This window comes from Neorickettsia sp. 179522 (genome assembly GCF_001593535.1).
GTDB lineage: Bacteria > Pseudomonadota > Alphaproteobacteria > Rickettsiales > Anaplasmataceae > Neorickettsia > Neorickettsia findlayensis.
This window is the reverse complement of record NZ_LNGI01000001.1, coordinates 827,792-851,960: the sequence shown is the minus strand read 5'-3', so window position 1 is coordinate 851,960 and position 24,169 is coordinate 827,792. Positions and strand designations below refer to the sequence as shown.

Here is a 24,169-nt window from a genome sequence, read left to right as displayed (position 1 = left end):
CGAATACTTGGGTTTCATAAGGTATGTAGGGTGATTTTTTTTGCTGGCATAGCGGAAACATTTTTTGAAAAAAGTCGCAGTCCTAATCTTTTAAAACTGTAAGTTCAACGTTCTGAAGTTATAGGTTCAGTATTTTGTTGTTGAACACGATTTTCCTGCTAGTGCTTGGAGTTGATCTTTATAAAAAGAGAGCTGCCATTGCGTGTGGAATTTGTGTGAGCTACATAAATCCAGTTTTATATAGAGGTTTTACTTATATTGATGTATAAGTGTTAAGTTAGTTCTGGGAGCTTCAAGCCTTAAAATGCCCGTAATGCCTGATCGATGGATAAAGTCCAAGGCCTTAGAATCTAGGATGATAGAACCGTTTGTATCGTCTAAAATCTCCAGCGGTGTAATTTCCTATGGGCTTTCTTCGTATGGATATGACGCAAGAGTATCGAATAAATTCAAGATTTTTACGAATCTTTCAGTTTCGCAAGTTGATCCAAAAAACTTTGATGAATCGGCACTTATAGAAAAAACAGGAGATTTCTGTATCATCCCACCGAACAGTTTTGCACTTGGGTGCACGGTCGAATATTTTAGAATTCCACGTGATGTTATAGTAATCTGTTTGGGGAAGTCTACGTATGCTAGATGCGGAATAATAGTAAATGTAACACCACTTGAACCTGAATGGGAAGGTCATGTTACACTTGAGTTCTCCAATACAACACCATTACCGGCAAAAATTTACTCAAACGAAGGTGTGTGTCAGATGATTTTTCTAAAGGGTAGCGCCGATTGTGACATTTCATATAAAGATGCGAAAGGTAAATATATGGGTCAAGCTGGTATTACTCTTCCAATCGTAAAGTAGTACTCATTCTTTTTGATTCATGTATGTGTTTCTTTTCGAGAGCTAAGAAAGTTCTATAATCTAAGGTCTATAGTTAGATATTCCTCTTATAGAGAGGCGTCAGAATTGGTATTTGCATTGCCTACATGTGTGGGGATGTGATTTCTGTAATCGACTAAGCCTGGAAAGCTGCATTTATACGTTCTCCTATTTGAGGACAGATTTTAAAGTCAACTTTATCTCGATGTAGAAAGATAGTCCCGTTTCTATGCTTGTTTTGGAGTGATTAGGGGTGTAGATAACTCAGCATTGATGCCTTTTATCTTGCTTATGTGTCATAGGGGAAAGTTAAAAGAGATATTTCTGTCCTCGCTATGTTGTCATGATGCTGGTGTAAACCATTCACTGATCACAGTGGGATTTAAAATCTGAGACCGCTAAACCTAGAACAAAAGCATCTAGGATGTTTTTTGATAGTACCACCGGCGCTTTATCTCCAAGTACGAAAGATTTAGTAGACCTATACTCATGTATTTGCTTGAAAAATTGCTAGATATGTATCTGTGCACCTGCTCCCGTAGCCAGGTTGCACTGCGCTGAAGAGAGAATCTCAGCTGGTCCCCCTAGCCTCACAGCAGACGCTGAGTAAGAGAATCGTAATGATTGAGACGTCTCGAGTACAGAACTGCAACAAGGGCATCCACTTCCATGACTGTGGGACTGTTGCTCAAAAATGTGCCTGTGTTTAATGCTATGGTCTTGGTTTAAAAAATTGTCTTGTCTTACGCTACCAGGAGCTGCAGTTGTTTGCATCTGCATGCCAACCACGGTCGTGCCAACAACCTCCGTGCGAAAAATTGCAACTACTCTGTTCTTGACTTCGGATAGGAGATTCCTTAAGGTGGCCGATATATTTATACCTTTTACAAGATCTAGGCTATCTATAAATTGATCAGAGTAAGTACTATTAAATACGTAATACGCAGGAAATAAACTAGGAGGACACTCATTTCTTAGGTCATACGATCTGACTTGGCTTTGAGTAACCGAATGCGAAACTTGTATATCTTTGACAACTTGCGCAGCAAGGAACCTGGCTTGTGAGAAAGCCTGGTTCTGATAGCCCAAAAGTGATTGTATATCCGCTTTTCCAGAACTTTCTCTAACTGCTGCACTGAGGTTTGAAATCAGGCTACTTTGGATAGCCAAAATTCTACTCAGTGGTTCTCTACCTACGCTTCTACTAAGCCTGATTTCTCTTAACAGAGCTGCTATCCTAATCTGCAAAGAAAGTTTTTCCTTGTGTTTCAGAAGAGCAAGAAGAGACTTAATCGTTTTGTTTCCAGTCTTTATTTCTAAAAGGATTTCGTCGACGGATTTTCCACCGAACAAACTCCTCAGACCTGATATGATTTTCGCCCAAGCGGATGGACGAACAGCAAGAGAGAACTTATCAGCAAATATTCTGAAAATTCTCCTCTTTCTAGATACTTCTACTTTTTCTTCAGTCTTTAATTCGTCTTCTTCGCTTACACCAGAGACGGAGTCTTCGTGATATTTGAAGCTATTTACGGACTCAGTCTTCTCTTTGAAACTTTCCTGTAACTTCTTTAACTCTTCTAAATGACTCTGTTGCTGTTCTGTCATCCTTGCCCTATAACGGGCATCAGAAGAACTTCCACCAGTTTCGTCTTCTAGTTTGTCATTTATCAACTTTTTCATGCGTGTTAGTATTTTGGCTAAGTCTAACAGAGAGTACTAAATCTGCAAAATGCCAGAACATTTGTCCTTTTTTTACCAACTATCGGGTTTTTCATTTCCATGTCTTAAGCACAACAGTATGGTTGAAACAAAAAATATTATGGATTCGGGCAATTCTCAATAGATGAAGAAAAAAACTAGCATAGGAGTCGATATTGTAAAACTATCTCGCATCGAGAAAGTGCTAGAACTTTATCAACAAAAATTTCTCTCGAGATTTTTCGACATGAACGAAATAAAAGAAGCCAAAGCCCACTGTGGGAAGGGTATGGTCTCGTATTTGGCAAAACGTTTTGCTGCAAAAGAAGCAATAATAAAAGCCCGGGGGCACGGTATAGGCCTAGCAATTAAACAGATCTCGATAAGGAACAATTGTAAAGGAAAACCGTTCATTTACTTTAAAGACAGGATGCTTCGGAATTCCCAAATTTCTCTTAGTGATGATGGTGACTATGCAATAGCCTTTGTTGTTCTTGGTGATAGAATATGAGGAACTTTCCATTTGTTTCTTAGGTTGCGTGTTTTGTCTCTGTGTTAAAAAAATACATAGAACTAATTAAAGAAAGGATTTCTGTTTCCGAGGTTGTAGGTAGGACAGTTAAGCTCAAAAGGGTTGGATCTAGACTGATTGGAAAATGTCCATTTCATCAGGAAAAGACGCCTTCGTTCTCGGTGAATGATAAAGGTAGATTCTTTTATTGTTTTGGTTGTGGTAAAAGTGGCGACGTTATAGATTTTGTTTCCCTAACAAAGCGATTAGATCTGAATGAAGCTGTTGAAGAGTTGGCTTCCAGCATAGGAATAAAAATAGACAAGAAAAATTCTGGGACGGAAAAATTTATCCAAGTATTTCAATTTCTAGAAGAGTTAAGAGATTGGTTTTGTAATAATTTGAACTCTAAAGTCGGTCAAGAAGCGAGTTATTATATAAGGAACCGTCTAGATGATGGTGTGATTTCTGAATTTAAGTTGGGTTATTGTCCTTCTAATTTGACCTCCTTCATCAACAAAACCAAGAATTTTCCTAGTACTGTGATTAAAAGTTCTGGAGTCCTTGATAAACTGGGTAGATGTTACTTCAGAGATAGACTGGTTTTTCCAATAAACAATGTACAGGGAAAAGTAATTGGATTTGGAAGTAGGGTTATAAAAGAGGGTATTTTACCGAAGTACATAAACTCTTGTGAAACGGACTTTTTCAAAAAGAGTGAAGTGCTTTATAACATTGATAAGATCCCGAAGAATTCTGAAGAACCCATTATACTAGTAGAGGGATATATGGATGTTATATCTCTCTATCAATTTGGGTATAAGAGTGTTTTGGGTATTTTAGGGACGTCTATAACATCACATCATCTTAAACTACTCAACCGATTCAAGAGAAACCTAATATTTTGTTTTGATGGTGACAATGCTGGAATAAAAGCTGCTGGTAGGGTAGTAGAGCTCATTATGGATGAGTTCATAAATTCTCTAGAGATAAAAACTACTTTCTCTTTCTTACCCGTAGGGAAAGACCCAGATGATCTTGTGAGAAGTGATAGAGCTGCATTTCAGCGTGTTTTAGATGGTGCCAGAAGTCTATCTGATACAATATTCTTTTTGGCTAAATATGGGAGGCAATGCAGTTCGCCAGAGGACTTTATAGAGTTGGAAAAAATCTTGGAAAAATATCTGATAAACGTAAAGGACTATAAAATTAGAAAACATTTTCAAGATTTTTTTCAGCAGCAGATCTTTTTACTTAAAAGGAGTCTTCGTCAGCGTAATTTTATTTCCCCATATAGGGATAGCGAAGACGCAACGCGTTTTGTAGATGTTAAAAAACTTTCTTCCTCGGCTAGTACACACGTAGATAAGAAAGTCTTATTGCTGAAGATAGTTATAAAATTTCCAGAAGTTCTCCAGAGCGGTGATCGTGAAGAATATTTTTCTTTGTTAAAACTAAGCGATCCGCAACATGTGAAACTCCAATCTTTCATAGTGCAATTGATCAACACCTCAGGTGATATTAGTGGTGCATCTCTTAAAAGTGCGTTGCTTGCGGACAAAGAGACAGAAGCGTCTTATAAGCTTCTGAGTGATTTAGCTTCACTTCCGGATAACATAGAAAAAGCAATCTTTTTATGGGACAAACTGCAGAAACAATTATGGCGCGACGAGCTCCGAGAAGAGTATCGACGAGTGATTCATTCTCCTGATCTAGATGAAAACAAAATGGAAGAAGCTCAAAGAATCTTGGTAAAGATTCGGGAGGCAGAAAAAGAATGAAGTTCATCTAAATTTGACTGCCATTTCTGGAGGGTATAAGTTTTGGTATTGCAAATCAGATCCTATTTAAAGTCTCTATGAAGATGTTTTTGTTTCCCGGACAAGGTTCTCAGCGTGTCGGTATGGGCAAAAGTTTATATGAGAATTTCTCAGTTGCCCGTGAGGTTTTTTCCGAAGTCGATGAATCTCTGGGTATGAAGTTATCAAAAGTAATGTTTGAGGGACCGGAACATATACTTTCTAATACTGAGAACGCTCAACCCGCTCTTATGGCAACTTCTATTGCGGCACTTAAGGTTCTTCTGTCGGAGTCTGGAAAAAGTGTTTCGGAGTTGTCCAAGTACTTAGCTGGACATTCACTTGGCGAATATACTGCACTGTGTGCGTCTGGTGCCATTACGGTTTCTCAAGTTGCCAAAGTTTTAAAAATTAGAGGAAAGTCGATGCAAGAAGCTGTGCCCATGGGTGAAGGTGGTATGCTTGCTCTGATTAAGGTAACTTTTGAGGAAGCACAGAATCTCATAGTGGAATCAAAAGTAAACTGTGAGATTTCGAATGACAACAGTAATGAGCAGGTTGTTGTTAGCGGTTTGACTACTGAAATAGAAAAGATCGAAGAGTATGCAAAACAAAAAGGTATAAAGCGTGTGGTGCGGTTGAAGGTGAGTGCACCGTTTCACTGTAAGTTGATGCAGTATGCCGTTATGCCAGTAAGAGATGCCCTAGATAATGTAGAAATTGTCACACCTTCTGTTCCAATCGTGTCGAATGTTACAGCGAGTCCAGTAACGGAAGTTCAAAAAATAAAGGAGCTTCTAGTGCAGCAAATCACAAGCTGCGTACGATGGAGGGAGAGCATGCTTTTTTCAATAGAAACAGGTGTAAAAACTTTCATAGAAGTAGGATCAGGCAATGTCTTGAGCAAAATGCTCTCTCGAATGAACCCACATGTGACAACATTGAATCTCGAAGGGGTAGATGATCTAGACAGAATTATTGCTACAATTGGGTGAGGTAGGTCGGATTTCTGCCGGCTTGCATGTATTCTGTTATAGAGGTTCCCTTTTCAAAAATTCCCAATGAGTAGTTCCGAATGTAATAGCAGCGATTGTCCTCAGATGGGAGAAAATTTTCATACTCGCTCTGCTTTTGTCTCTCTCATTGGGAACAGTAATGTTGGTAAGTCCACATTATTGAATGCCCTGGTTGGAAGCAAGATATCTGCGGTTACACATAAGGTACAGACCACAAGAACGAGAATCAGAGGTATATACACAAAAGGTGATGTTCAATTGGTTTTCGTTGATACTCCTGGGATTTTTATTCCGCGATGTCAGCTCGAAAGGGTCATAGTGAAAAACGCCTGGAGAGCATTCGCTGGGACAGATATTTTTTGTTTGATAATCGATCCAAGGCGCGCCGTCTCGGATAGTACAAAGGATATACTCAGGAAAGCTAATGGCAAGTTGGTATTGGTAATGAATAAAATAGATCTTGTGGAAAAACCAAGATTGCTAACGGTTGCACAAGAACTAAACAGCTTGGGCCATTTTGATAAGACATTCATGATTTCTGCTCTCAAAGGTAGTGGAATTGATGATCTCATGGACTACCTTCTTAGATCGGCTCAGCCGGGACCTTGGTATTTTGATGAAGAAGATCAGACCGATATGCCGCTTGAGTTTAATCTTTCTGAAATTCTCCGGGAAAAGTTATTTATCAGACTACATCAAGAACTTCCTTACTCACTGACTGTAGAAACTGAAAATATTGAAATCCTTGATAAAACCGTAAAGATCAAGCAAGTACTCCATGTAATGAGTGAATCACATAAAATGATCGTAATAGGATCTTGCGGGAAGACAATTGGTACTATCAGAGAATCTTCTGAGAGAGAGATGGCTAATCTTTTTCCTGGAAAGAAGGTGCACCTATCAGTATTTGTGAGGGTGAGTCCAAATTGGGGAGAAAAGTCTGATATCCTAAATACAATAAATTACATCTAGTTAGATCTGACCATCGAAAAAAGCTTTCATGTATTTCAGCAATCCCGTGGATCTTTACATTCCGTTTTCTCTACACAGACCTATGAGATAATGGAAGCCCTTCAAGTGTTTCAACAATTTCTATTTATCTTTTGATCCTCAGTTTCCGTACATGGCTGGTGGAATAAGGATTTCATGCTAACTGTCATTTTGACAATTTTCATTTATTTCGGAATCTTCTTCTTCCACCTCTTCTACCTCTGTTACCGAAGCAACTCTTTCCTCAGCCCTTATTGAGAATAGGCGTACACCCTGTGTATTACGCCCAAGAACCGGGATGTTGCTTGCTTCTATTCTTATGACTTGTCCTCTGTTTGTAACGAGCATTATATGGTTACTAAGCGTTACCTTGAAGCTCGAGACCACCTTACCGTTGCGTTCAGAAGTCGATATGTTAATTATCCCGACGCCTCCTCGGTTTGTTATTCTATACTCATAACTTGATGTGATTTTGCCATAACCATTTTCAGTAACTGTAAGAACAAACTGTTCTTCATGATTTTCGGGATTTCGGATTCTCTCGAGGAACTTCGTTTTCATGTACTCAGCTTTGTTTTCTGGTGAAAGAATCCGCTTATTCAGTATTGAGAGGGAGATAGCGTTATCATCTTTTCCCAAAGTTATAGCTTTTACACCTTCGGAACTCCTACTCTTAAGGACTCTCAAATCTTCAACCAAGAACCTTATACATTTTCCGTCCTTGGTAGAAATAAAAATACAATCTTCATTCTGAGCAGTTTTGACAGATATTAATGCGTCGTTATCGTTGAGTTTGATAGCTACCTTTCCATTTGCTGGAACGTAGGCAAAGTCGCTCATAGAATTGCGTTTGACTTTTCCTTGAGCAGTCAAGAATATTAAGTTCTCAGCATCGGAATTTTTCAAAGGAAGAATACTTGTAATAGATTCATCCTCAGCAAGATCAAAAATGTTCACCAAAGCTCTTCCACGCGATTGAGGTTCGCCTATAGGCAACTTGTAAGCCTTTAGCTTATAGACTTTACCTTTGCTGGAGAAGAAGAGTATTTCATCGTGCGTACTGAGAACAAAAATCTGTGCCAACTGATCCTCAGATTTTATGTTTTGTGCGATACGGCCCTTTCCTCCTCTTCTCTGAACTCTGTAATTTGAGATTTGGACACGCTTTATATACCCAGAATATGTTGCTGTAACAACGACTTGCTCGCGTTCAATAAGGTCCTCTTCTGCGTACACGGCATTGACATTTTTTAAAATGACACTCTTCCGTGCTTGCGGGTACTTCGCCTTTATTTCATTCAGTTCCTGCACTATTACATTTGTCAAAACAGCCTCACTTCCCAGTATTGAAGCACATTCTTTGACGATGTTCATTTCAGCATGAATCTCGGCAACCAATTGACCTTTCTCAGTATTGGTTATACGTTGCATTTTCATTTCCAAGATTGCCTTAGACTGCGCTGTGCTGAGTTTGTATTCTCTGTTCAGAAGCTTAATGTTTGAGATAGTTTCTACAAGTAGCTCAAGTTCTTCATCTATAGCCCAGTGTTTAGCGCAAAGTGCTTTTATTGCAGTCTCGTTATCTCCGGAGGATTTTAAAATACGTACGACTTCATCAATGTTGAGAATCGCTACATACAGCGCGACCAGAACGTTAGCTTTTTCTCTAGCCTTAGCTAGTCTAAACTCTGTTCGTCTTGAGATTACTTCCTTCCTGTGAGCAATGAAGGCTGCCAAGATGTCCCTAAGAGACATCAGAGTAGGCTTCATGTTGTCAAGAAGCATCATATTCGTGCTGTACGATGTCTGAAGCTGCGTCATCTGGAAAAGTTGGTTCAGAACCACTTCAAAGGAAGCACCCCTTTTTAGCTCTATTACGACCCGTATCCCTTCCTTGTTTGACTCATCTCTCAGATCACTGATTGAATCAAGTCTCTTTTCCTTCACTAAAAGAGCTATGTTTTCTATTAACTTTGCTTTATTGACCTGGTACGGGAGCTCATCGACGATAATTGCTTTTCTTGTTTCAGTTTCTTCGAAATGTGTCTTGCTCCGTATGATAATGGAGCCTCTACCAGTCTCAAAAGATGCTTTTATTCCTTCCTCGCCGATAATCAATCCGCCTGTAGGGAAGTCAGGGCCTTTTATAACTTTTAGGAGTTCGTCAGTTGTTACGTTATTGTCTTCTAAGTACAACTTACATGCCTCTATTACTTCGGATAGATTGTGAGTTGGTACATTCGTTGCCATTCCGACTGCTACCCCGGCTGTTCCATTGACCAGGATATTCGGGAATTTTGCTGGCAGAACGACAGGTTCCGTTTCTGAATTATCATAGTTTGAACGGAAGTCCACGCTGTTTTCATATAGATCGTCGAGTAGAAACTTGGATATATACTCCAGACGTACCTCTGTGTAGCGCATCGCTGCGGCTGGATCGCCATCTACAGAACCAAAGTTTCCTTGCCCATCTATCAACGGTACGAGTAGGGAAAAGTTCTGTGCCATACGAACCAGAGCATCGTATATGGCGCTATCACCGTGCGGGTGGTATTTACCAATAACCTCACCGATTACCCTAGCCGACTTTCTATATGGCTTGTTCCAATAGAAAGAAAGCTCATTCATAGAATAGAGAATTCTCCTATGTACAGGCTTCAGTCCGTCTCGTACATCGGGAATGGCCCTGTTTATAATTACGCTCATTGCGTAAGAAAGGTAAGAGGATTTCAGTTCCTGCTCTAGATTTACCGGTATTATGGTCGACATACGCACTACTCCGAGGGAAATGATAAGTTAATTCGTCCGATATTTATAGTCACTCCATCTTGGAGTATTTGGGAGATGACATAGCTTTCGCCGAGGTGTTTAACGGGTGGGATCATACAGAAGGGCGCTAAACGATCATAGATGAACGGAATAGAAATATCCATATTACCATCCTTATTTATTCCAGATGAAACCTTCAAATTCGACCAGCCTCTCTTTTTAGTTGCTTACCTAACGACTCTATCTTGCCTTTGAACTAATCCAGACTCAATGTCAGTTTGGCCACCCCGACCTTACTCAGTCCCAGTTGATCCAAAACCCCCGGAAGCCCTTTCTGTTTCCCCGATTTCTCCTGCTTCTATTAGCAATATTTGTTCTACTTTTGCTATTACCATTTGAGCTATCCTATCGCCCCTGTTGATAGTAAATTCATTCTTGGACAGGTTTACTAAACAGACTTTTATTTCTCCCCTATAATCCTGATCTACAGTGCCAGGACTATTAAGAACCGTTATACCAAACTTTGCTGCGAGACCTGAGCGTGGTCTTATCTGCGCTTCTAATCCCTCGGGTAGTTCTATGCAAATGCCTGTAGGGACTAGCTCGAACATTCCAGGTTTCAAGACCATGCTCTCTTCTATAGCTGCACGAAGATCTAATCCTGAACTTCCCTTGCTTGCATATTTTGGTAGTTCTAAATTTTTGCCATGTGGTAACAGAAGTATCTTTGCGTACTTTTGCATGTAGGATCCTTCACTTTGAGGTTTCCTTTACTCTAGCAAGTATGTCACTGAATGTAAATTTTGCAGCGAAATGAACACAATTGAAGTGCTACTGGGAACTCCGTTTATGATAACGCGTAAATATGGCGCCGAGCGCAAGTTTCATTAGGAGGCCGACACAATGAGAATGTCATGAAACAGAGGCTGTATGGGAACTATGTATATTGATGGACTTCTGTTTTAGAATTGGTGCAGTTGGGTGATAGGAGTGGGTTCAAATGAAAGTGAGTTTAATTGGTGCCGGCAATATTGGTGGGACCTTGGCGTATTTGATAGCCTCGAAGAAATTAGCTTCAGAGGTCGAATTAATTGATGTTAACGGAGACCTCGCAAGAGGCAAAGCATTAGATGTTTCACAGGCTCTTCCACTCATTGGCTACACAATGAAGATTAATGGCAGTGCCAATATGGAAAGAATCAAAGGTTCCTCAGTAATTATCATAACTGCTGGTATTCCCCGGAAGCCTGGCATGACACGTGAAGAACTAGTTGATGTAAATGCTGTCGTTATGAAAGAAGTAGGGGAAAAAATAAAAAAGCTTGCCCCGAAGGCGTTTGTAATAGTTGTGACTAACCCACTAGATGTAATGGTTTGGGTCCTTTACAAGGCAGCTGAAATTAATCCTGATAGGATCGTTGGTATGGCTGGCATCCTCGATTCGAGCAGAATGAATTTTTTTCTTGCTCAAGAGCTAGGCGTTTCAGTAGCGGATGTTAAATCACTAGTGTTAGGTAGTCACGGTGATTCTATGGTTCCCCTATTTAGACACTCTACGGTTTCTGGTATGAGTCTACCTGAGTTGGTCAGTGCGGGTTTAATAACAAGGGATAAAGTGGACTCAATTATTGAACGTACTCGTAATGGTGGTGCCGAGATAGTTGCCCTCTTGAAGACTGGTTCAGCCTACTATACTCCCGCTGCGTCCGCGCTGGAAATGGCAGAAGCATATTTGTTGGATCAGAAGAAAACACTCGTGTGCTCTGTAACGATGAAGGGTAGGTATGGAGTAGAGGATGATGTCTTTTCTGGTATACCAGTTATTATAGGATCGAGTGGTGTAGAACGTGTGATCGAGCTTGATTTAGATCCTGATGAGAGAAGGATGTTCGAAAATTCACTTGCTGCAACAAGAAAATTAATCGTGGAAGCGCAAAAATACTTTTAAAAGTTGTCTGTCTTCTTGTTGGCATCAGGTTATTGTATGCGTAGCTCATTGTACGTGTTTTATGGTATTTGAAAAAAATTCTCCTGTTCGATGAGCTATGTAGCATTAGGTGTTGATCCGGGTCTCCTTCGTACGGGTTGGGCTCTAGTAGAGTACGATGGTCCGTGTAATATGCGTTATATTGACTCTGGAGTAGTAGAAACAGCTTCTCATGAGAAGCTTTCTTCCAGGTTGGAAAAGATCCATCATGGTATCAGTGACGTGATTGAGAAAGCGGGTCCATCTATTGCGGTTTTAGAGAAGGTATTTGTTAATAGCAACCCGTATTCTTCACTTAACTTGGCTTATTGTCGAGGTGCTCTGATACTTACGCTAGCCCTGAAGGGTCTCTGTATAATCGAATTCGCTCCCAGTGTTCTCAAAAAGCGTGTGACGGGGAATGGTCGTGCTACTAAAGCTCAGGTTAAGTACATGGTAGAACAACTGCTTAGGTTGGATTCTTGCTTATCAAAATACTCAGATTTGTACGATGCGCTCGCATTGGCAGCTTCGGTGACCAGATACGACATCATGGAGGCAAAAAGCACGCGAGCGAACTCCTCCGATTAAGTATCAGCGCTGTATAAAATCTTCATGCGAGCAATCTCGTTTCTCAAAAGATCTGAAGCAAGATGAATTGATTCTCTTAAGGATTTACCGATTGACATGTAACATGCAATCGCTGAGGACAACCTACACCCCGAGCCGTGAGTTATATTTACCCCTATTACTTCGTTCTGAAATTCCGTGGTAGTTCCCTCCTGTGAAATGAGTAAATCCATGATCTTACCTTTTTTGACGTGAATTCCTTTTACAAGGACGTTTTTTGCCCCTAGTTCAAGGATTTTCGACGCGGCAATTTTTGCGGATTCAGAATCAAAGACTTTACTTCCCGATAGGGCACCGGCTTCAAAGAGATTGGGAGTAACCAAGTATGAGATAGAGAGAAGCTTTTTGAGTAACACCTCGATTGCACCTTCATCAGCGAGCTTGGAATTTGAAGTAGAGATCAAAACAGGATCCAGTACAATTGGGATCCCAGTATCTTTCAAAATATCATAGACGGCCAGTGCTATTTCACTGTTACCCAACATTCCTATTTTTACTGTCTTTGGTTTTCTAGAGAGTGCACAAGCTAATTGCTTTGACACGATTTCCCTAGATAAGTGCTGTATTGCATGGACGCCCTTCAAGTCTTGGGCTGTAATACACGTGACAACATTCGATGCGCTACATCCCAGTAATGCAGCGACTCTAAGGTCTGCCTGTAGTCCGGCCCCACCTATAGAATCTGAACCTGCAATGATGCAGACCTCTGCTATCTTATGCATGTATTCTGTGAAAAATATCGTTTCTATATTCTTTTTCTTTTAGTTCCTTTTCTGATTGCATAAGGGTCACTTGCTACGCACAAATCCCGTGTCTACAGACTAGCACAACGATATCAACCATGTGGACTCTCACTTGATTTTTAAGCAACTGTGTAAATCCTGCTGCAAAGGTTTCACTTGGAATTCTATGGTTACAAGGCGGTATTATAACATTATTACAGGATTCTCTATTGCTTTTTTAATGGACTGCATAAACTTTGCTGCCAGTGCTCCATCGACAACCCTATGATCACAAGATAATGTTAGCGTCACAACATCACTAACTACGATCTCATCACCAAAAACGGTTGGAACCTTTCGTGCTGCACCTACGGCAAGGATTGCTGCCTGAGGTGGGTTAATTATCGCTGTAAACTCATCTATGCCATACATGCCGAGGTTGGAAACAGTGAAAGATCCACCCTGGAATTCCCGCGGTTGGAGCGTACCCATCTTTGCTTTACCTACTAGTTCCTTAACTTTGTCTGAAATAGATGCAAGCGAAAGCTTATCTGCCGAGAAGATTATAGGTGTAATAAGCCCGTCCGGGATGGCAACAGCAACTGATATATCAATAGTTTGATTCTGCCTAATAAAATCCCCTTCCCACGACACATTCATTGCCGGATTCTCATGCAAAGCAAAAGCACATGCCTTTATAACGAAATCGTTTACTGTGACTCTTGTTTCCAAACAGTCGTCGAATTTTTTCTTGGCTGATAGCAGATGCTGCAAATAGCAAGTTACGGAAAGGTAAAAATGAGGAACATTTTGCTTTGATTCCACGAGTCTTTGTGCTATCACACGCCGCATCGGAGAAACAGGTATACTGGTTTCGGTGCAGTGTCCGCGCATTTCAGCTTGTGGCCTATTATCGAGTAACTTGAGCAAGTCGTTTTTTACGATTCTACCGTTAGGGCCGCTCCCGCTTCCGACAAGTGATAAGTCAATACTATTGATGGATGCAATCTTTCTTGCAAGCGGAGTTGCAACTATCCTATCCTGTTGCCTCCCATCTGGCGGACTAGCGAGATTATTTTCTATTTTATCCTCATTTGGTGTTTTTGGTTGATCGTCGGTGACAGTGGGCTTGTCTATTGCGGATAGAAACTCCTCCAGTTCTTTTTCGCCCTCACCGTCGTCGAGCAGAACAGCTATCGGCTCGTTTACCTTTACGCCTGCAGTCTTTGCCGGGATGAGTATTTTGCCTAGAACTCCCTCGTCTACAGCTTCAAACTCCATAGTGGCTTTATCAGTTTCTATTTCTGCTATTACCTGTCCTGCTTCTACTTTTGCACCCTCACTCACTAGCCATTTTGCAAGTGTACCTTCTTTCATTGTTGGCGAGAGCGCCGGCATTAGTATCTTTACTGGCATAAAGACGTGCTTTTGAAAACACCGGGAATTATCTATCCTTTTGCGGAATTTGTCAAAATTTTGGCAAGCTGATGGGGTTTTCAAAGGATCTACGAATGGCGTAACGGTGTACTTCTGCAAGTGTCGGGATGGATCTATACGTTTGCAGGAGTGGGTAGAGTTTTAGTGAATAGATGCGAGCTTTTCTAAGGTTTCTAAAAAATATGTGTTTCTCTGTGTACCGGCGAGAAACCGTTTCCTTGTAGGGTAAAATGCGTAGCTAAAAACTGAAGAAGAGGTTTGTCCATCCTACGGGAGATTTCTGACACGGTTAAGATAACACTCAATCTGTGGATGAATCTGGAAACTCCCCGTGTGAATTAACTAGCTGATGCTGCCTCTGGCAATAATGTATGGACAGATTCAGGAGAAGAAATCAACAAGTAAGTAACTACCTGATTTGTAGTTGTGAACGTTTCTAATTTCAAATAAACAAGACAAGTATTTCCACTGTAGAACAATGTTATCAAATCATTATCAGCATTTGTGTTGATGTCTTCTCCAATTACATACTCAGGAAACTTGCTTAGGACCTTACAGTTTTGTTGCTGTGTGAATTGCTACTACCCCAAACGTTTCTTTCCTGTATTTGATTCTTCCGAATCCCGTACCACGAATAATTTCACTAAAGGCTTCCGCGTCGGGAAATTCTTTAATACTTTCGATCAGGTATGTATAAGCTTGCTTATTTTGCGTTACTTTTTGCCCTATCCATGGAATGAAGGTACGTGAGTAAAAATTGTATAACGAATTCATACACTTGTTCTCTACCTTACTGAACTCTAAACAGGAAAACTTTCCACCTGGCTTTAGGACCCTATAAGCTTCTGCTAGAGATTTCTTAATATCAGAGAAGTTGCGCACACCGAATGCAACAACGTAATGGTCGAAACTGCAATCTTCAAACGGTAACTGCGCTGCGTCCGCTGAGACTACCTCTAAGTTCACATACCCTTCATCAAGTAAGCGGTTCTTTGCTATTTCTAGCATCTCATGATTTTTGTCACACATGACTATTTCGGCAGCAATGTGTGTCTTTAAGAGACGTAGTGTGATATCTCCCGTTCCAGCAGCCATATCGAGTACACGCTGATTCGGGAGTAAGCCAATCGACTTCACGAAGTTGCGTTTCCACTGTCTGTGTATGCCGACGCTCATTATATCATTCATCAGGTCATATCTTTGTGACACTGAAGAGAATATTTCGTTTACAAAATCCTTTTCCATTACGATTTAACTCAGAAAACCTGGGAATGCCAAAACTCAAGTACTCCAAAAAGGACGTTAGAGATTCTTTTTTGCATTTCTTGTTCTATCTAGTGGTTTGTGGGTTCCTTCTCTTGATAAGGGAATTTTTCTATACTAACCTTAACTCCAGGAATAAACTAGTTAGACATTTGAGAACCGGAATAGAATGCAGTCTATATTTGACAAAGTAACGGTAAAAAACCTTTTTGAGGTTGGTGCGCACTTGGGGCATAAGACGCGCTTTTGGAATCCGAAGATGGTTTCCTACATATACGGTACAAGCAATGCCAAGACCCATATAGTGGATTTGCAGAAGACTGTACCAATGTTTAGGGCAGCTCTTAAGGCAATAAGTGATGTCGCTGCGAATTCAGGTAGGGTGCTATTCGTCGGAACAAAAATGCAGGCCTGTGACATAATCAGAGAAGAAGCGACAAGGTGTGGTCAGCATTATGTTAATCTTAGATGGCCTAGTGGGATGTTCACCAATTGGAATACCGTTTCGAAATCCGTAAAAAAGCTTGTTCACTATGAGAAACTGCTTGAACAAGAAGGTGATGTGTTAAGCAAAAAAGAGCGACTCAGCATCAACAGAAAGAGAGAGAGGATAGAAAAGTACCTTGGTGGTGTAAGGAAAATGGGTGGTTTACCTAGTATTGTTTTTGTAATCGACCCGAAAAAAGAACACATAGCAGTCGAAGAAGCTTGGAAACTTGGTATTCCTGTGGTTGCGGTCGTTGACACCAACTGCGATCCGAGCAAGATAACTTACTCGATTCCTGGAAATGATGATTCTTTAAGATGTATAGAATACTACTGCAGCTTAGTTGCTGATGCGGTTCTGGTGGGTATAGAAAGCGAGCTTCAAAGGAAACAAAGTAAGGAGCTAGATGATAAAACAGATGAAAAAGCTGCTAAGGTTTCTCACTCGGATGAGCAGAAAAAAGGAGCTTCCATCCGTGTAGGTGTTGATAAAGGGGCTTTGCATAAACGAAGGGTTTCTACGAAATCAGAGAAACAGGACAGTGTGGATGCATCTAAGCTTTCCGAGAATAAAGGTTGATGTATAGGACGGTGTAATTTCAAATGAGTAAGATAAGCTTGGAAGATCTGAAGAGTTTGTCAAAGGAGACTTCTGCTGGATTGGTTCATTGCAAGCAGGCTCTGACCGAAGCGCAGGGTGATCTTGTTAAAGCAAAAGAAATTCTGAAGGAATTGGGGCATGCGGTTTCTGCGAAGAAGGCCGATAGAGGTGCTCGAGATGGTGTCGTTGGGGCCCTTTCTTCCGGAAAGTTTGGGATAATGCTTGAGATGAATTGCGAGACAGACTTTGTTGCGCGTAATGAGAAATTTCAGCAATTTGCACAGTCAGTGCTTGAAGCTGCGTGCGCTGCTAAAGCCAAGTCTGTTGATGAGTGTCTTGATGTTTTGTTGCCAGGAGGCCAGAAAGTTCGCGACGCAATAGTGGAGCAAATTGCAGTTTTTAGGGAGAATATAATTCTCTCCAGATGTGTTGCTTACGAGGTCCCCCAGAATGGTTTGTTGGGTGTTTATGTTCACAACAAATACGTCGAAAATCTTGGTAAGATAGGTGTCGCAGTTGCGCTGGCATCGGAGGCTGACCCTTCTTTCCTTTCTGCTGTCGCAAAGGATATCGCTATTCAAGTAATGTCCGAGTGCCCACAGGCGATCGATGTTGCTGGTATACCCGCGGAGCTTCTTGAATCTGAAAAGCAAAAATACAACGTCGAGGTCGAGGGAAAGCCCGCTTCGATTGCTGAAAAAATTGTTGCTGGCAAACTGAGTAAGTTCTATAAGAAGGTTGTCCTTCTAGAGCAGCCTCTGTTTTCAGATCCTGAAAGGTCCGTAAAGCAATATATTTCTGACAAAGAAATGGAATCTTCAACTAAGATTAATGTTGTCTGGTATGAAGTGTTTGTTCTTGGAGATGCTGGTTGAGCTTTTATGCGGAGAGTTCTGCTGAAAATCTCAGGGGAGAGATTAGCTGCAAGCGGTCTCTCTGTTCATGATGCTGAGGTCATCGATATGCTTGCTAGAGGCATAAAGAGAGTGCATGAGATGGGCATACAGATATGCCTTGTTGTTGGTGGTGGAAATATTTACAGAGGAAGTAGTGGTATTCCGAATATAGACAGAGCTACTGGTGACTATATGGGAATGCTTGCAACTGTTATTAATGCCCTTGCTTTACAAGGTGCCATAAATAACTTGGGGGTAGTTTCAAGGGTGCAATCTGCTATTCCTATGAGGTCTATATGTGAGCCCTATGTACGTCAGAAAGCAATCAGTCACATGGAGAAAAACCGGATCGTAATATTTGCAGCGGGAACAGGTAATCCATTTTTCACAACCGATACAGCTGCAGTACTCCGTTCCGTCGAAATGGGATGCGAAGTAATGCTTAAAGGTACACTTGTGGATGGAATATATTCTGATGATCCCAAAACAAACACTAATGCGCAGAAAATAACTAATCTTTCCTACACAGATGTGCTTTCTAAAAAGCTCAGGGTATTGGATTCTTCAGCTGTCTCAATTGCGCGAGATAATAACATGCCGGTGGTAATCTTTTCATTGGATAGCGAAATGGCGTTTTATGAGGTGATCAATAAACAGCGTGGCTACAGTACCATAGAAGGTGAATGAGTTAAGATGTTTTTTTGGATGTTATGGAAGATGTAATCAAGGAAACGAATGATAGGCTCCGTTCTTCGCATGAGGTGTTTCTCTCTGATTTGAAAGGTATTAGGTCAGGGTCTCTTAGTGTAAGTATTTTGGATGGCGTGATCGTATCAACCCACATGGGTAAGCTACGCTTGAATCAGGTTGCTGCCCTCTCAGTGGTCAATAATAAGATGCTGTCTGTTCAAGTATGGGACAAATCCATAGTCGGTGCTGTAAAGGATGCAATTTTGGCTTCTAATCTTGGCATGAATCCGATAGTTGAAGGATCAGTCTTGCGTTTACCTGTTCCTGACCTTACGGAGGAACGTCGTAAGGAGCTAGTTAAAGTCCTCAGAAAGTATGGTGATAGAGCTAAGGTAGCCGTTAGAAATATAAGGCGCGATGCTGTTTCCAAGGTGAAAGTTTTGGAAAAAGCGAAAGAGATATCAGAAGATGATATGCATACTCTGCTCAAGAAAATAGATAAAATTATTTCCGAAGAAGATGCCAGGATTGATGAGGCTGTAAGCAAAAAGGAATCCGACATTTTAAAGGTATGATTGGGAAAGGGCTTCCCGTTCACGTTGCAATAATAATGGATGGGAACGCAAGATGGGCAAGAGCCAAAGGTCTGTGTAACTCCGATGGATATAAGATGGGTGTCGAGGCGGCATTCTCAGTTGTGAGAGCGTCTTGTAATCTTGGGATTCCTTACCTTACGCTTTTCCTCTTCTCGACTGAGAATTGGAGTAGAAATCCGAATGATGTGCATCTTGTCTTTAGCATTTTTGAAAGCGCTAGTGTCACCGCGTTGAACGAACTATGTGATGCCAATATAAAAGTGAAAGTCATTGGGGAACGGACAGGTTTGGATCAAAGCGCAAGGCAGGTGATAAAAAACCTGGAGGCCGGAACAGCAAATAATAGTGGTATGCATTTATGTCTTGCCATAAACTATGGTGGCAGATCTGAGATCGTAAGTGCGGCTTCAAGGATGATAAATGATGGCCTAAGGGCTGAGGAAGTGAATATAGAGAAATTTGCGAGCTATTTATATACAGGCGGAATTCCTGATCCAGATTTGATTATCAGGACAGCTGGTGAAAAACGACTTAGCAACTTTCTTTTATGGCAGAGTTCATATTCGGAATTGTACTTCTGTGATACGCTTTGGCCGGATTTTGCGGAAAAAGATTTGGAGATGGCGATAGAAGCCTATCAAGCTAGGTGTCGCAAATATGGGAAATAGATTTTTACATTTTATTCCTCATGATCTAAAGTTGGTGTATCTGCTGCGCGAAACATTTTTCCTATATTTCGGGGGTGTTGTTTTCGCATAGGTGTTCTGTTCTTATAGCTAAACTGGGGTTTCAGAGCTGGGTATGTGTTCCAGGTATTTTTTATGTTAACCTTTGGCTGCGGTTTGCCTATCTAATGGGAATTCTATGAAACATTATTGCGATTTAAAGGTCAGGGTTCTCTCTGCAGCATTACTGCTTCTTTTATGCACCTTAGCAATCTACGGTGGTAGTTATGCTGTATGCTCGGTTGTGTTGCTTTTAGCGGTACTTTCGTATCAGGAATGGCGGGATATGACGGCAGATAGAGGGGTTGTGTTGAGATATCTTGGTTTATTTGTAGCAATTTTGCCTAATGCAGCACTCATAGGTATACATGTTGAAGATGTAGAGATCCTTATTTGGTTAATAGTCTGTGTTGTTAGTAATGACGTGGGTGCCTATTTTATCGGACGCGTTATAGGTGGTGTCAGACTTTGCAAGAGTATCAGTCCAAATAAGACCGTGAGTGGTTTCCTTGGAGGACTTCTGTCCACCTTTGTTTGTGGTTCGACCTTTGCAATAGTTCTTGGACTGAGTATGAATTTTGTTCTTTTGACCATTCCAATTGCTATTCTAGCGACTATAGGTGATCTATTCGAATCGTTTATAAAGCGTATGTGCTCAGTTAAAGACAGTGGAACGCTGCTACCAGGGCACGGAGGTATACTAGATCGTGTTGATGGGTTTATTTTTTCAGCACCTTTCTTGTTTTTTTGTCTTTAAAGTGTGTATAGCTTCTAGTGCCCTTATTTGTACAGGGTAATGCTACGCGTTGTGTTGGTCTGGAACTTCTGTTTTTTTATTTGTCTTCTTCCCGCACCATCTGTTTCAATACAGGAAGTTCTTCAGGTGGTTCTAACTTGTGTTGGTAACAGTCGAAAATAAAAGAATCTGACAATTCTAAGATGCGTTCGACTTGTTCTATTTCTTGTTCGGTTAATCTATTTAGATTTTTCGTTATAAAACTTCCAAGTAAGATATCCATTTCTTTACAGCCGCGATGTGTACTTCTGTATAGGATTCTTTTTTTTCTTAGGTCAACATTCATTTTCTTATAAAGTAATTGTGCGGTAGCCAGCTAAATATGCCATATCAAGGCAGGTGAAATTACGTTTTAAGGATATTGTTTCATGGAGCAGCTCACGTATTTTTGGCAAGTTTATGGCAGTATTGCCAATGTGCTTTCTTAGTTGTGTATGTTCACTAACCATGAAACTCAATACCGGTGATAACGGGTGTAATTTTTGAAAAGCTTCTGCAAAGTCATCAATTTGTAATGGATATAATCCCTTTAACATTACATATTTGTTGAGCACCTGTATATTGAGCTTAATTTTTTGTTCTTTTTTGAAAAGTCTCTCCTGCAACAGCGACGTTGCCAGCATACCCGCAGCTACCATTTCTCCGTGGAAAAAATATTTTCCGGACACTTTTTCTAAAAGATGAGCCAACATGTGTTCTGCCTGGCTTGCGCTTCTACTATCACCATTAAGCCACATTCCAAGGCCAGAAAGATTTAAAGCATGCATGAGCATGTTCACCAGGGTAGTATCACCTTTCATGAGAAGTTTACTGTGTTTTAGTAGGATTTCCTCATATGGAAGCAATTCCTCGAAGATTTCGCCAATGTAAGAATGTTTTAAGGCTACTGACGCGATAAAGTAGTCCACTTTAGCAGTCCTTGAACATACTAAATCATAGAGGCCGCTTAAAATCATTCGTGGTGGGGTACTTTTTAAAATTGTATGGTCTAAGTATAGGTATCTAGGTATTTTTGCTTTTAAGGAGACCTTACGTGTCGTCTTTAGAGCTATAATTGAAGCCGTGGGTGATGTGTACGCATTTACAGAAGGTGCTGATGGGAAAATAACGAGTTCTTTTGTAGTTAAGTGTGCAAGATATTTACATATGTCGGTTATTGTCCCCGAACCCAATGCGACTATTAGTTCACAATTTTTTGCCCGTACAACTAGTTTTCTCACCAGTGCCTCATAAGGCCTCACATTTTTTGGTAGGACTATTAATTTGAAGTTTTTTTCACCCTTTATCCACGGTGGGAAAAAACAAAACGTGTTTTGATCACAGACAACTAGCGCCTCGCGAAATTGTATAAGGTCTTGCAAATTCGTTATAAGGCTATTCCCAGATACGATTTCCTTTATACCAGCAAGTTTATAATTCAAAGGTATCAAACCTAATCAGGTAAGAGGGAATGGTATCACATGTAACCCGCTGTCGCATGCAATTTTTCGAACCAGAGCCCTTGATAAGGAAGTTTCTCTGGAAAGCCTCTACCTTAGCCCACTGAACAAAACTTTTTGTTTTTCAACGTTCTCTAAAGGCTGTATCAAAGGTTCCTATAATGGGTGCCAGTAAATACGAAAGAAAACTTCTAGACTCAGTTGTAATAAAAACAATAGCTGGCATTCCGGGATAAAGCTTGGTTCTGGCATTTATCATAGCTATTTCCGATTTTGGAATCCTTATGTGTGCAAGGTAATAATGCATTCCTGTTCGTGGATCCAAAATTGTGTTTGCGGAAATATATGTCATTACACCTTTTAATATTCCTACTTTCTTCGAGTTAAATGCTGTGATTTTTACTCTCGTCTTTACCCCTATATAACCGTCAACTTCGCTAAGATTTTTCTTGACGAGTCTCGCAGATGCTATTGCCTCAATATTATTCGGGGCGACCCTTGCTTCTATAAACATATCTTCATTTTCAGGGACAATTTCCATTAGCGATATAGCTGGAGGTATCACGCCACCGATACTCAGTGAGCGCAGACCGGTCACAACACCTGATTGTGGAGCCCTTATGATTGTCCTTAGCATTAAATCACGCGCTGTGGTGAGTTTCTGCATATTTTCATGAATAGCATGCGAAACTTCTTTGAGTTGTGCTGCAAGTTCACTATTGAACCTATTTTCCGCCTGAATTTTCTCCAGCTCGGCTTCTGTGACGCGTTGTTCCCCTCTAGCTATGAGAGCTTTATATTCAGCAATTTTGCCGTTCCAGGAGATTCTTTCTCTTTCTAAAGATACGATCTTGGTTTTTTCTATGACATGTTCATCGTAAAGAGATCTCTTTCCTTCAAGTTCTTCTTCGAGAAGCTGGACACTTTTTTCAGCTGATTCCAGTTGTGCCCTCAATGCGAGGACCTCATTTTGTATCTGGCCAATTTTTTTGTCTATGATTCTAACCTGATTAGCAAAAGATTCTTTATTGGATTCAAATAGTAACAGTTGATTTTTGATGGTGTCGTTTTTCTTCTCTTCGGTCACGTACTCCAATTTTTCTATACTAGGGAGCTCCATATTTGTGTTTCTGCCTATATGTGCTAAGAGTCTCTTTTCGGTTGCCAGAAGCGAAATTTGATTCTCCTCGAGTATTGAAAGTTGTGCCTTATTGCCGACGTTTTTGAGGGTCATGAGTATCTGTCCCTCTGTAACATGATCTCCTTCGTGGACAAGGATCTCATCTATTATTCCACCTTCAAGATGTTGAATAGACTTCTTATCAGAGCTGATAACAATTTCCCCCATTGCAAGACTTGCACCGTCAATTGGTGCAAAGGTCGCCCACATTCCAAAGATTCCAAAGAAGCCTATAAGAACGACTGTGCCAGCGATTCGCGCGTTTTTGGTGAGTTCTTTGAGTTTATCGGTTTCCTTGTTTTGAAAGAATGAAATACTATGATCAACAATTTTCACACTTCTGTTAAGTGTTTTCCTGATCCCAGAGGTAAGAAATTCTAACATTTTCAACTTTCCGGACTTTGCAGAATCAGTAATTTTTTTTATCATTCTTCTGATACACAGACGTTGCCCCAGTTGGCTAATCCTATTACACAATCACTCTACTTTGTAGGTCAGTAAGCTTAAATTATTTTAATTTCCTTTTCTTGATATCAAGAATGTAGCTTCTTTAACGTGATCACTACAAAGAGATAATTTTCTAAAATTACTTTTGACCGTATCCAGCCATCCGAGTACACTTTACATTTATGCTTGTATACAGTTTTGTATTGATTTAGCGACCTTAGGTTAATTTGTAGTTGTGAGTCATTCTTATATGGCTTTTTTTTAATATCCGGTGGTACACTCTGTGAGATCATATCCATAAGACATGAAGAAGTTTACAGTGCCTTGCCAGTTTGGCCCTCAGACGGCTCCTTTTACCATATACATTGGTTCTCCCAGGCGGGATACGCATCCCATTTACAATCAGGCTACATGGTTGTCAAAAGAACGTGGTGGAGTTGTCCCTCAGAAGGTCATGGATAGTCTCTCAAAATTAAGAGAACTTGCTGAGGAGAACAACGTTTCCTTTGAGGATTTATGTGTTTATGCACTGAAAGTAGCTGAGCAAGAAGAAACCCAGAATAAGGAGGAAGAATTCTCCTTTAACGATAAACAGTCCGACGAGTAACTCCGCGGGGCCTAATCGCTTC

23 protein-coding genes are annotated in these 24,169 nt (G+C 40.7%); 14 read left to right on the top strand and 9 right to left on the bottom strand.

The features are described 5' to 3' along the window. Positions 1-304: 304 nt before the first annotated feature. Positions 305-862, top strand: coding sequence for a dCTP deaminase (gene dcd, locus AS219_RS03930; protein WP_067980348.1), 558 nt, complete (start codon positions 305-307; stop codon positions 860-862). Positions 863-1,390: 528 nt separating this feature from the next. Here dcd and AS219_RS03925 read toward each other — a convergent pair. Further along, positions 1,391-2,563: a hypothetical protein gene (locus tag AS219_RS03925; protein WP_067980345.1), complete on the bottom strand. Its 1,173-nt coding sequence runs from the start codon at positions 2,561-2,563 to the stop codon at positions 1,391-1,393. Between the two features lie 163 nt (positions 2,564-2,726). Here AS219_RS03925 and acpS point away from each other — a divergent pair, with 163 nt between their 5' ends. From acpS to era, 4 genes are all read left to right on the top strand, one after another. Further along, complete coding sequence (gene acpS, locus AS219_RS03920) at positions 2,727-3,092, top strand: holo-ACP synthase (RefSeq protein ID WP_067980343.1); 366 nt, start codon at positions 2,727-2,729, stop codon at positions 3,090-3,092. Positions 3,093-3,133: 41 nt separating this feature from the next. After that, entirely contained in the window at positions 3,134-4,873 is a 1,740-nt protein-coding gene (gene dnaG, locus AS219_RS03915) for a DNA primase (RefSeq protein WP_067980340.1), read from the top strand. A gap of 77 nt (positions 4,874-4,950) precedes the next feature. Then, positions 4,951-5,886, top strand: coding sequence for an ACP S-malonyltransferase (fabD, locus tag AS219_RS03910; protein ID WP_067980335.1), 936 nt, complete (start codon positions 4,951-4,953; stop codon positions 5,884-5,886). A 66-nt stretch (positions 5,887-5,952) separates the two neighbouring features. Next, positions 5,953-6,879, top strand: coding sequence for a GTPase Era (era, locus tag AS219_RS03905; protein ID WP_067980332.1), 927 nt, complete (start codon positions 5,953-5,955; stop codon positions 6,877-6,879). 177 nt (positions 6,880-7,056) lie between these two features. Here era and gyrA read toward each other — a convergent pair whose 3' ends face one another. Continuing rightward, positions 7,057-9,666, bottom strand: coding sequence for a DNA gyrase subunit A (gene gyrA / locus AS219_RS03900; protein WP_067980329.1), 2,610 nt, complete (start codon positions 9,664-9,666; stop codon positions 7,057-7,059). Between the two features lie 293 nt (positions 9,667-9,959). Beyond that, positions 9,960-10,409: a dUTP diphosphatase gene (gene dut, locus AS219_RS03895; protein WP_067980327.1), complete on the bottom strand. Its 450-nt coding sequence runs from the start codon at positions 10,407-10,409 to the stop codon at positions 9,960-9,962. A 257-nt stretch (positions 10,410-10,666) separates the two neighbouring features. Here dut and AS219_RS03890 point away from each other — a divergent pair, with 257 nt between their 5' ends. Further along, positions 10,667-11,614, top strand: coding sequence for a malate dehydrogenase (locus AS219_RS03890; protein ID WP_067980326.1), 948 nt, complete (start codon positions 10,667-10,669; stop codon positions 11,612-11,614). A 90-nt stretch (positions 11,615-11,704) separates the two neighbouring features. Beyond that, a complete protein-coding gene (locus AS219_RS03885) occupies positions 11,705-12,223 on the top strand; it encodes a crossover junction endodeoxyribonuclease RuvC (protein WP_067980323.1) in 519 nt (172 codons plus the stop codon). Here AS219_RS03885 and thiD read toward each other — a convergent pair. From thiD to ubiE, 3 genes are all read right to left on the bottom strand, one after another. Further along, positions 12,220-12,984: a bifunctional hydroxymethylpyrimidine kinase/phosphomethylpyrimidine kinase gene (gene thiD, locus AS219_RS03880; protein ID WP_067980320.1), complete on the bottom strand. Its 765-nt coding sequence runs from the start codon at positions 12,982-12,984 to the stop codon at positions 12,220-12,222. The genes AS219_RS03885 and thiD overlap by 4 nt on opposite strands. A gap of 204 nt (positions 12,985-13,188) precedes the next feature. Then, positions 13,189-14,400, bottom strand: coding sequence for a pyruvate dehydrogenase complex dihydrolipoamide acetyltransferase (locus AS219_RS03875; protein WP_067980318.1), 1,212 nt, complete (start codon positions 14,398-14,400; stop codon positions 13,189-13,191). A gap of 573 nt (positions 14,401-14,973) precedes the next feature. Next, positions 14,974-15,666 (bottom strand): bifunctional demethylmenaquinone methyltransferase/2-methoxy-6-polyprenyl-1,4-benzoquinol methylase UbiE, encoded by a 693-nt coding sequence (gene ubiE / locus AS219_RS03870; protein ID WP_067980314.1) that lies wholly within the window; start codon positions 15,664-15,666, stop codon positions 14,974-14,976. Between the two features lie 187 nt (positions 15,667-15,853). Between ubiE and rpsB the strand changes: the two genes are divergently transcribed. From rpsB to AS219_RS03840, 6 genes are all read left to right on the top strand, one after another. Next, positions 15,854-16,750, top strand: coding sequence for a 30S ribosomal protein S2 (gene rpsB, locus AS219_RS03865; protein ID WP_067980311.1), 897 nt, complete (start codon positions 15,854-15,856; stop codon positions 16,748-16,750). A gap of 23 nt (positions 16,751-16,773) precedes the next feature. Further along, positions 16,774-17,646 carry a translation elongation factor Ts gene (tsf, locus tag AS219_RS03860; protein WP_067980308.1) on the top strand — a complete coding sequence of 291 codons (873 nt, stop codon included), beginning with the start codon at positions 16,774-16,776 and terminating at the stop codon, positions 17,644-17,646. Between the two features lie 6 nt (positions 17,647-17,652). Continuing rightward, a complete protein-coding gene (gene pyrH / locus AS219_RS03855; RefSeq protein WP_067980304.1) occupies positions 17,653-18,354 on the top strand; it encodes a UMP kinase in 702 nt (233 codons plus the stop codon). 23 nt (positions 18,355-18,377) lie between these two features. Then, the gene (gene frr, locus AS219_RS03850) at positions 18,378-18,932 is read left to right on the top strand and encodes a ribosome recycling factor (RefSeq protein WP_067980301.1); all 555 of its coding nucleotides are present in this window, start codon (positions 18,378-18,380) and stop codon (positions 18,930-18,932) included. After that, the gene (gene uppS / locus AS219_RS03845) at positions 18,929-19,621 is read left to right on the top strand and encodes a polyprenyl diphosphate synthase (protein ID WP_067980298.1); all 693 of its coding nucleotides are present in this window, start codon (positions 18,929-18,931) and stop codon (positions 19,619-19,621) included. Before frr ends, uppS begins: the two co-directional genes overlap by 4 nt. 196 nt (positions 19,622-19,817) lie before the next feature. After that, positions 19,818-20,435 (top strand): phosphatidate cytidylyltransferase, encoded by a 618-nt coding sequence (locus AS219_RS03840; protein WP_067980295.1) that lies wholly within the window; start codon positions 19,818-19,820, stop codon positions 20,433-20,435. 76 nt (positions 20,436-20,511) lie between these two features. On the opposite strand, the gene AS219_RS03835 is transcribed toward AS219_RS03840, so the two are convergent. The 3 genes from AS219_RS03835 to AS219_RS03825 form a co-directional block, all read right to left on the bottom strand. Next, on the bottom strand, positions 20,512-20,760 hold the full coding sequence (locus AS219_RS03835; RefSeq protein WP_067980292.1) for a succinate dehydrogenase assembly factor 2: 249 nt from the start codon (positions 20,758-20,760) through the stop codon (positions 20,512-20,514). Between the two features lie 4 nt (positions 20,761-20,764). After that, positions 20,765-21,895 (bottom strand): iron-containing alcohol dehydrogenase, encoded by a 1,131-nt coding sequence (locus tag AS219_RS03830; protein ID WP_082784610.1) that lies wholly within the window; start codon positions 21,893-21,895, stop codon positions 20,765-20,767. A gap of 142 nt (positions 21,896-22,037) precedes the next feature. Beyond that, positions 22,038-23,522 carry an HlyD family type I secretion periplasmic adaptor subunit gene (locus AS219_RS03825; RefSeq protein WP_067980288.1) on the bottom strand — a complete coding sequence of 495 codons (1,485 nt, stop codon included), beginning with the start codon at positions 23,520-23,522 and terminating at the stop codon, positions 22,038-22,040. Positions 23,523-23,844: 322 nt separating this feature from the next. On the opposite strand from AS219_RS03825, the gene AS219_RS03820 reads away from it, so the two are divergent. Then, positions 23,845-24,147 carry a DUF2610 domain-containing protein gene (locus AS219_RS03820; protein WP_067980285.1) on the top strand — a complete coding sequence of 101 codons (303 nt, stop codon included), beginning with the start codon at positions 23,845-23,847 and terminating at the stop codon, positions 24,145-24,147. Positions 24,148-24,169: the final 22 nt, after the last annotated feature.

Bases quoted from the DNA above. Each gene is read 5' to 3' on its own strand.
- dcd (WP_067980348.1), top strand. From the start codon at position 305: ATGCCCGTAATGCCTGATCGATGGATAAAGTCCAAGGCCTTAGAATCT.
- AS219_RS03925 (WP_067980345.1), bottom strand. From the start codon at position 2,563: ATGAAAAAGTTGATAAATGACAAACTAGAAGACGAAACTGGTGGAAGT.
- acpS (WP_067980343.1), top strand. From the start codon at position 2,727: ATGAAGAAAAAAACTAGCATAGGAGTCGATATTGTAAAACTATCTCGC.
- fabD (WP_067980335.1), top strand. From the start codon at position 4,951: ATGAAGATGTTTTTGTTTCCCGGACAAGGTTCTCAGCGTGTCGGTATG.
- era (WP_067980332.1), top strand. From the start codon at position 5,953: ATGAGTAGTTCCGAATGTAATAGCAGCGATTGTCCTCAGATGGGAGAA.
- gyrA (WP_067980329.1), bottom strand. From the start codon at position 9,666: ATGTCGACCATAATACCGGTAAATCTAGAGCAGGAACTGAAATCCTCT.
- dut (WP_067980327.1), bottom strand. From the start codon at position 10,409: ATGCAAAAGTACGCAAAGATACTTCTGTTACCACATGGCAAAAATTTA.
- AS219_RS03890 (WP_067980326.1), top strand. From the start codon at position 10,667: ATGAAAGTGAGTTTAATTGGTGCCGGCAATATTGGTGGGACCTTGGCG.
- AS219_RS03885 (WP_067980323.1), top strand. From the start codon at position 11,705: ATGAGCTATGTAGCATTAGGTGTTGATCCGGGTCTCCTTCGTACGGGT.
- thiD (WP_067980320.1), bottom strand. From the start codon at position 12,984: ATGCATAAGATAGCAGAGGTCTGCATCATTGCAGGTTCAGATTCTATA.
- AS219_RS03875 (WP_067980318.1), bottom strand. From the start codon at position 14,400: ATGCCAGTAAAGATACTAATGCCGGCGCTCTCGCCAACAATGAAAGAA.
- ubiE (WP_067980314.1), bottom strand. From the start codon at position 15,666: ATGGAAAAGGATTTTGTAAACGAAATATTCTCTTCAGTGTCACAAAGA.
- rpsB (WP_067980311.1), top strand. From the start codon at position 15,854: ATGCAGTCTATATTTGACAAAGTAACGGTAAAAAACCTTTTTGAGGTT.
- tsf (WP_067980308.1), top strand. From the start codon at position 16,774: ATGAGTAAGATAAGCTTGGAAGATCTGAAGAGTTTGTCAAAGGAGACT.
- pyrH (WP_067980304.1), top strand. From the start codon at position 17,653: ATGCGGAGAGTTCTGCTGAAAATCTCAGGGGAGAGATTAGCTGCAAGC.
- frr (WP_067980301.1), top strand. From the start codon at position 18,378: ATGGAAGATGTAATCAAGGAAACGAATGATAGGCTCCGTTCTTCGCAT.
- uppS (WP_067980298.1), top strand. From the start codon at position 18,929: ATGATTGGGAAAGGGCTTCCCGTTCACGTTGCAATAATAATGGATGGG.
- AS219_RS03840 (WP_067980295.1), top strand. From the start codon at position 19,818: ATGAAACATTATTGCGATTTAAAGGTCAGGGTTCTCTCTGCAGCATTA.
- AS219_RS03835 (WP_067980292.1), bottom strand. From the start codon at position 20,760: ATGAATGTTGACCTAAGAAAAAAAAGAATCCTATACAGAAGTACACAT.
- AS219_RS03825 (WP_067980288.1), bottom strand. From the start codon at position 23,522: ATGATAAAAAAAATTACTGATTCTGCAAAGTCCGGAAAGTTGAAAATG.
- AS219_RS03820 (WP_067980285.1), top strand. From the start codon at position 23,845: ATGAAGAAGTTTACAGTGCCTTGCCAGTTTGGCCCTCAGACGGCTCCT.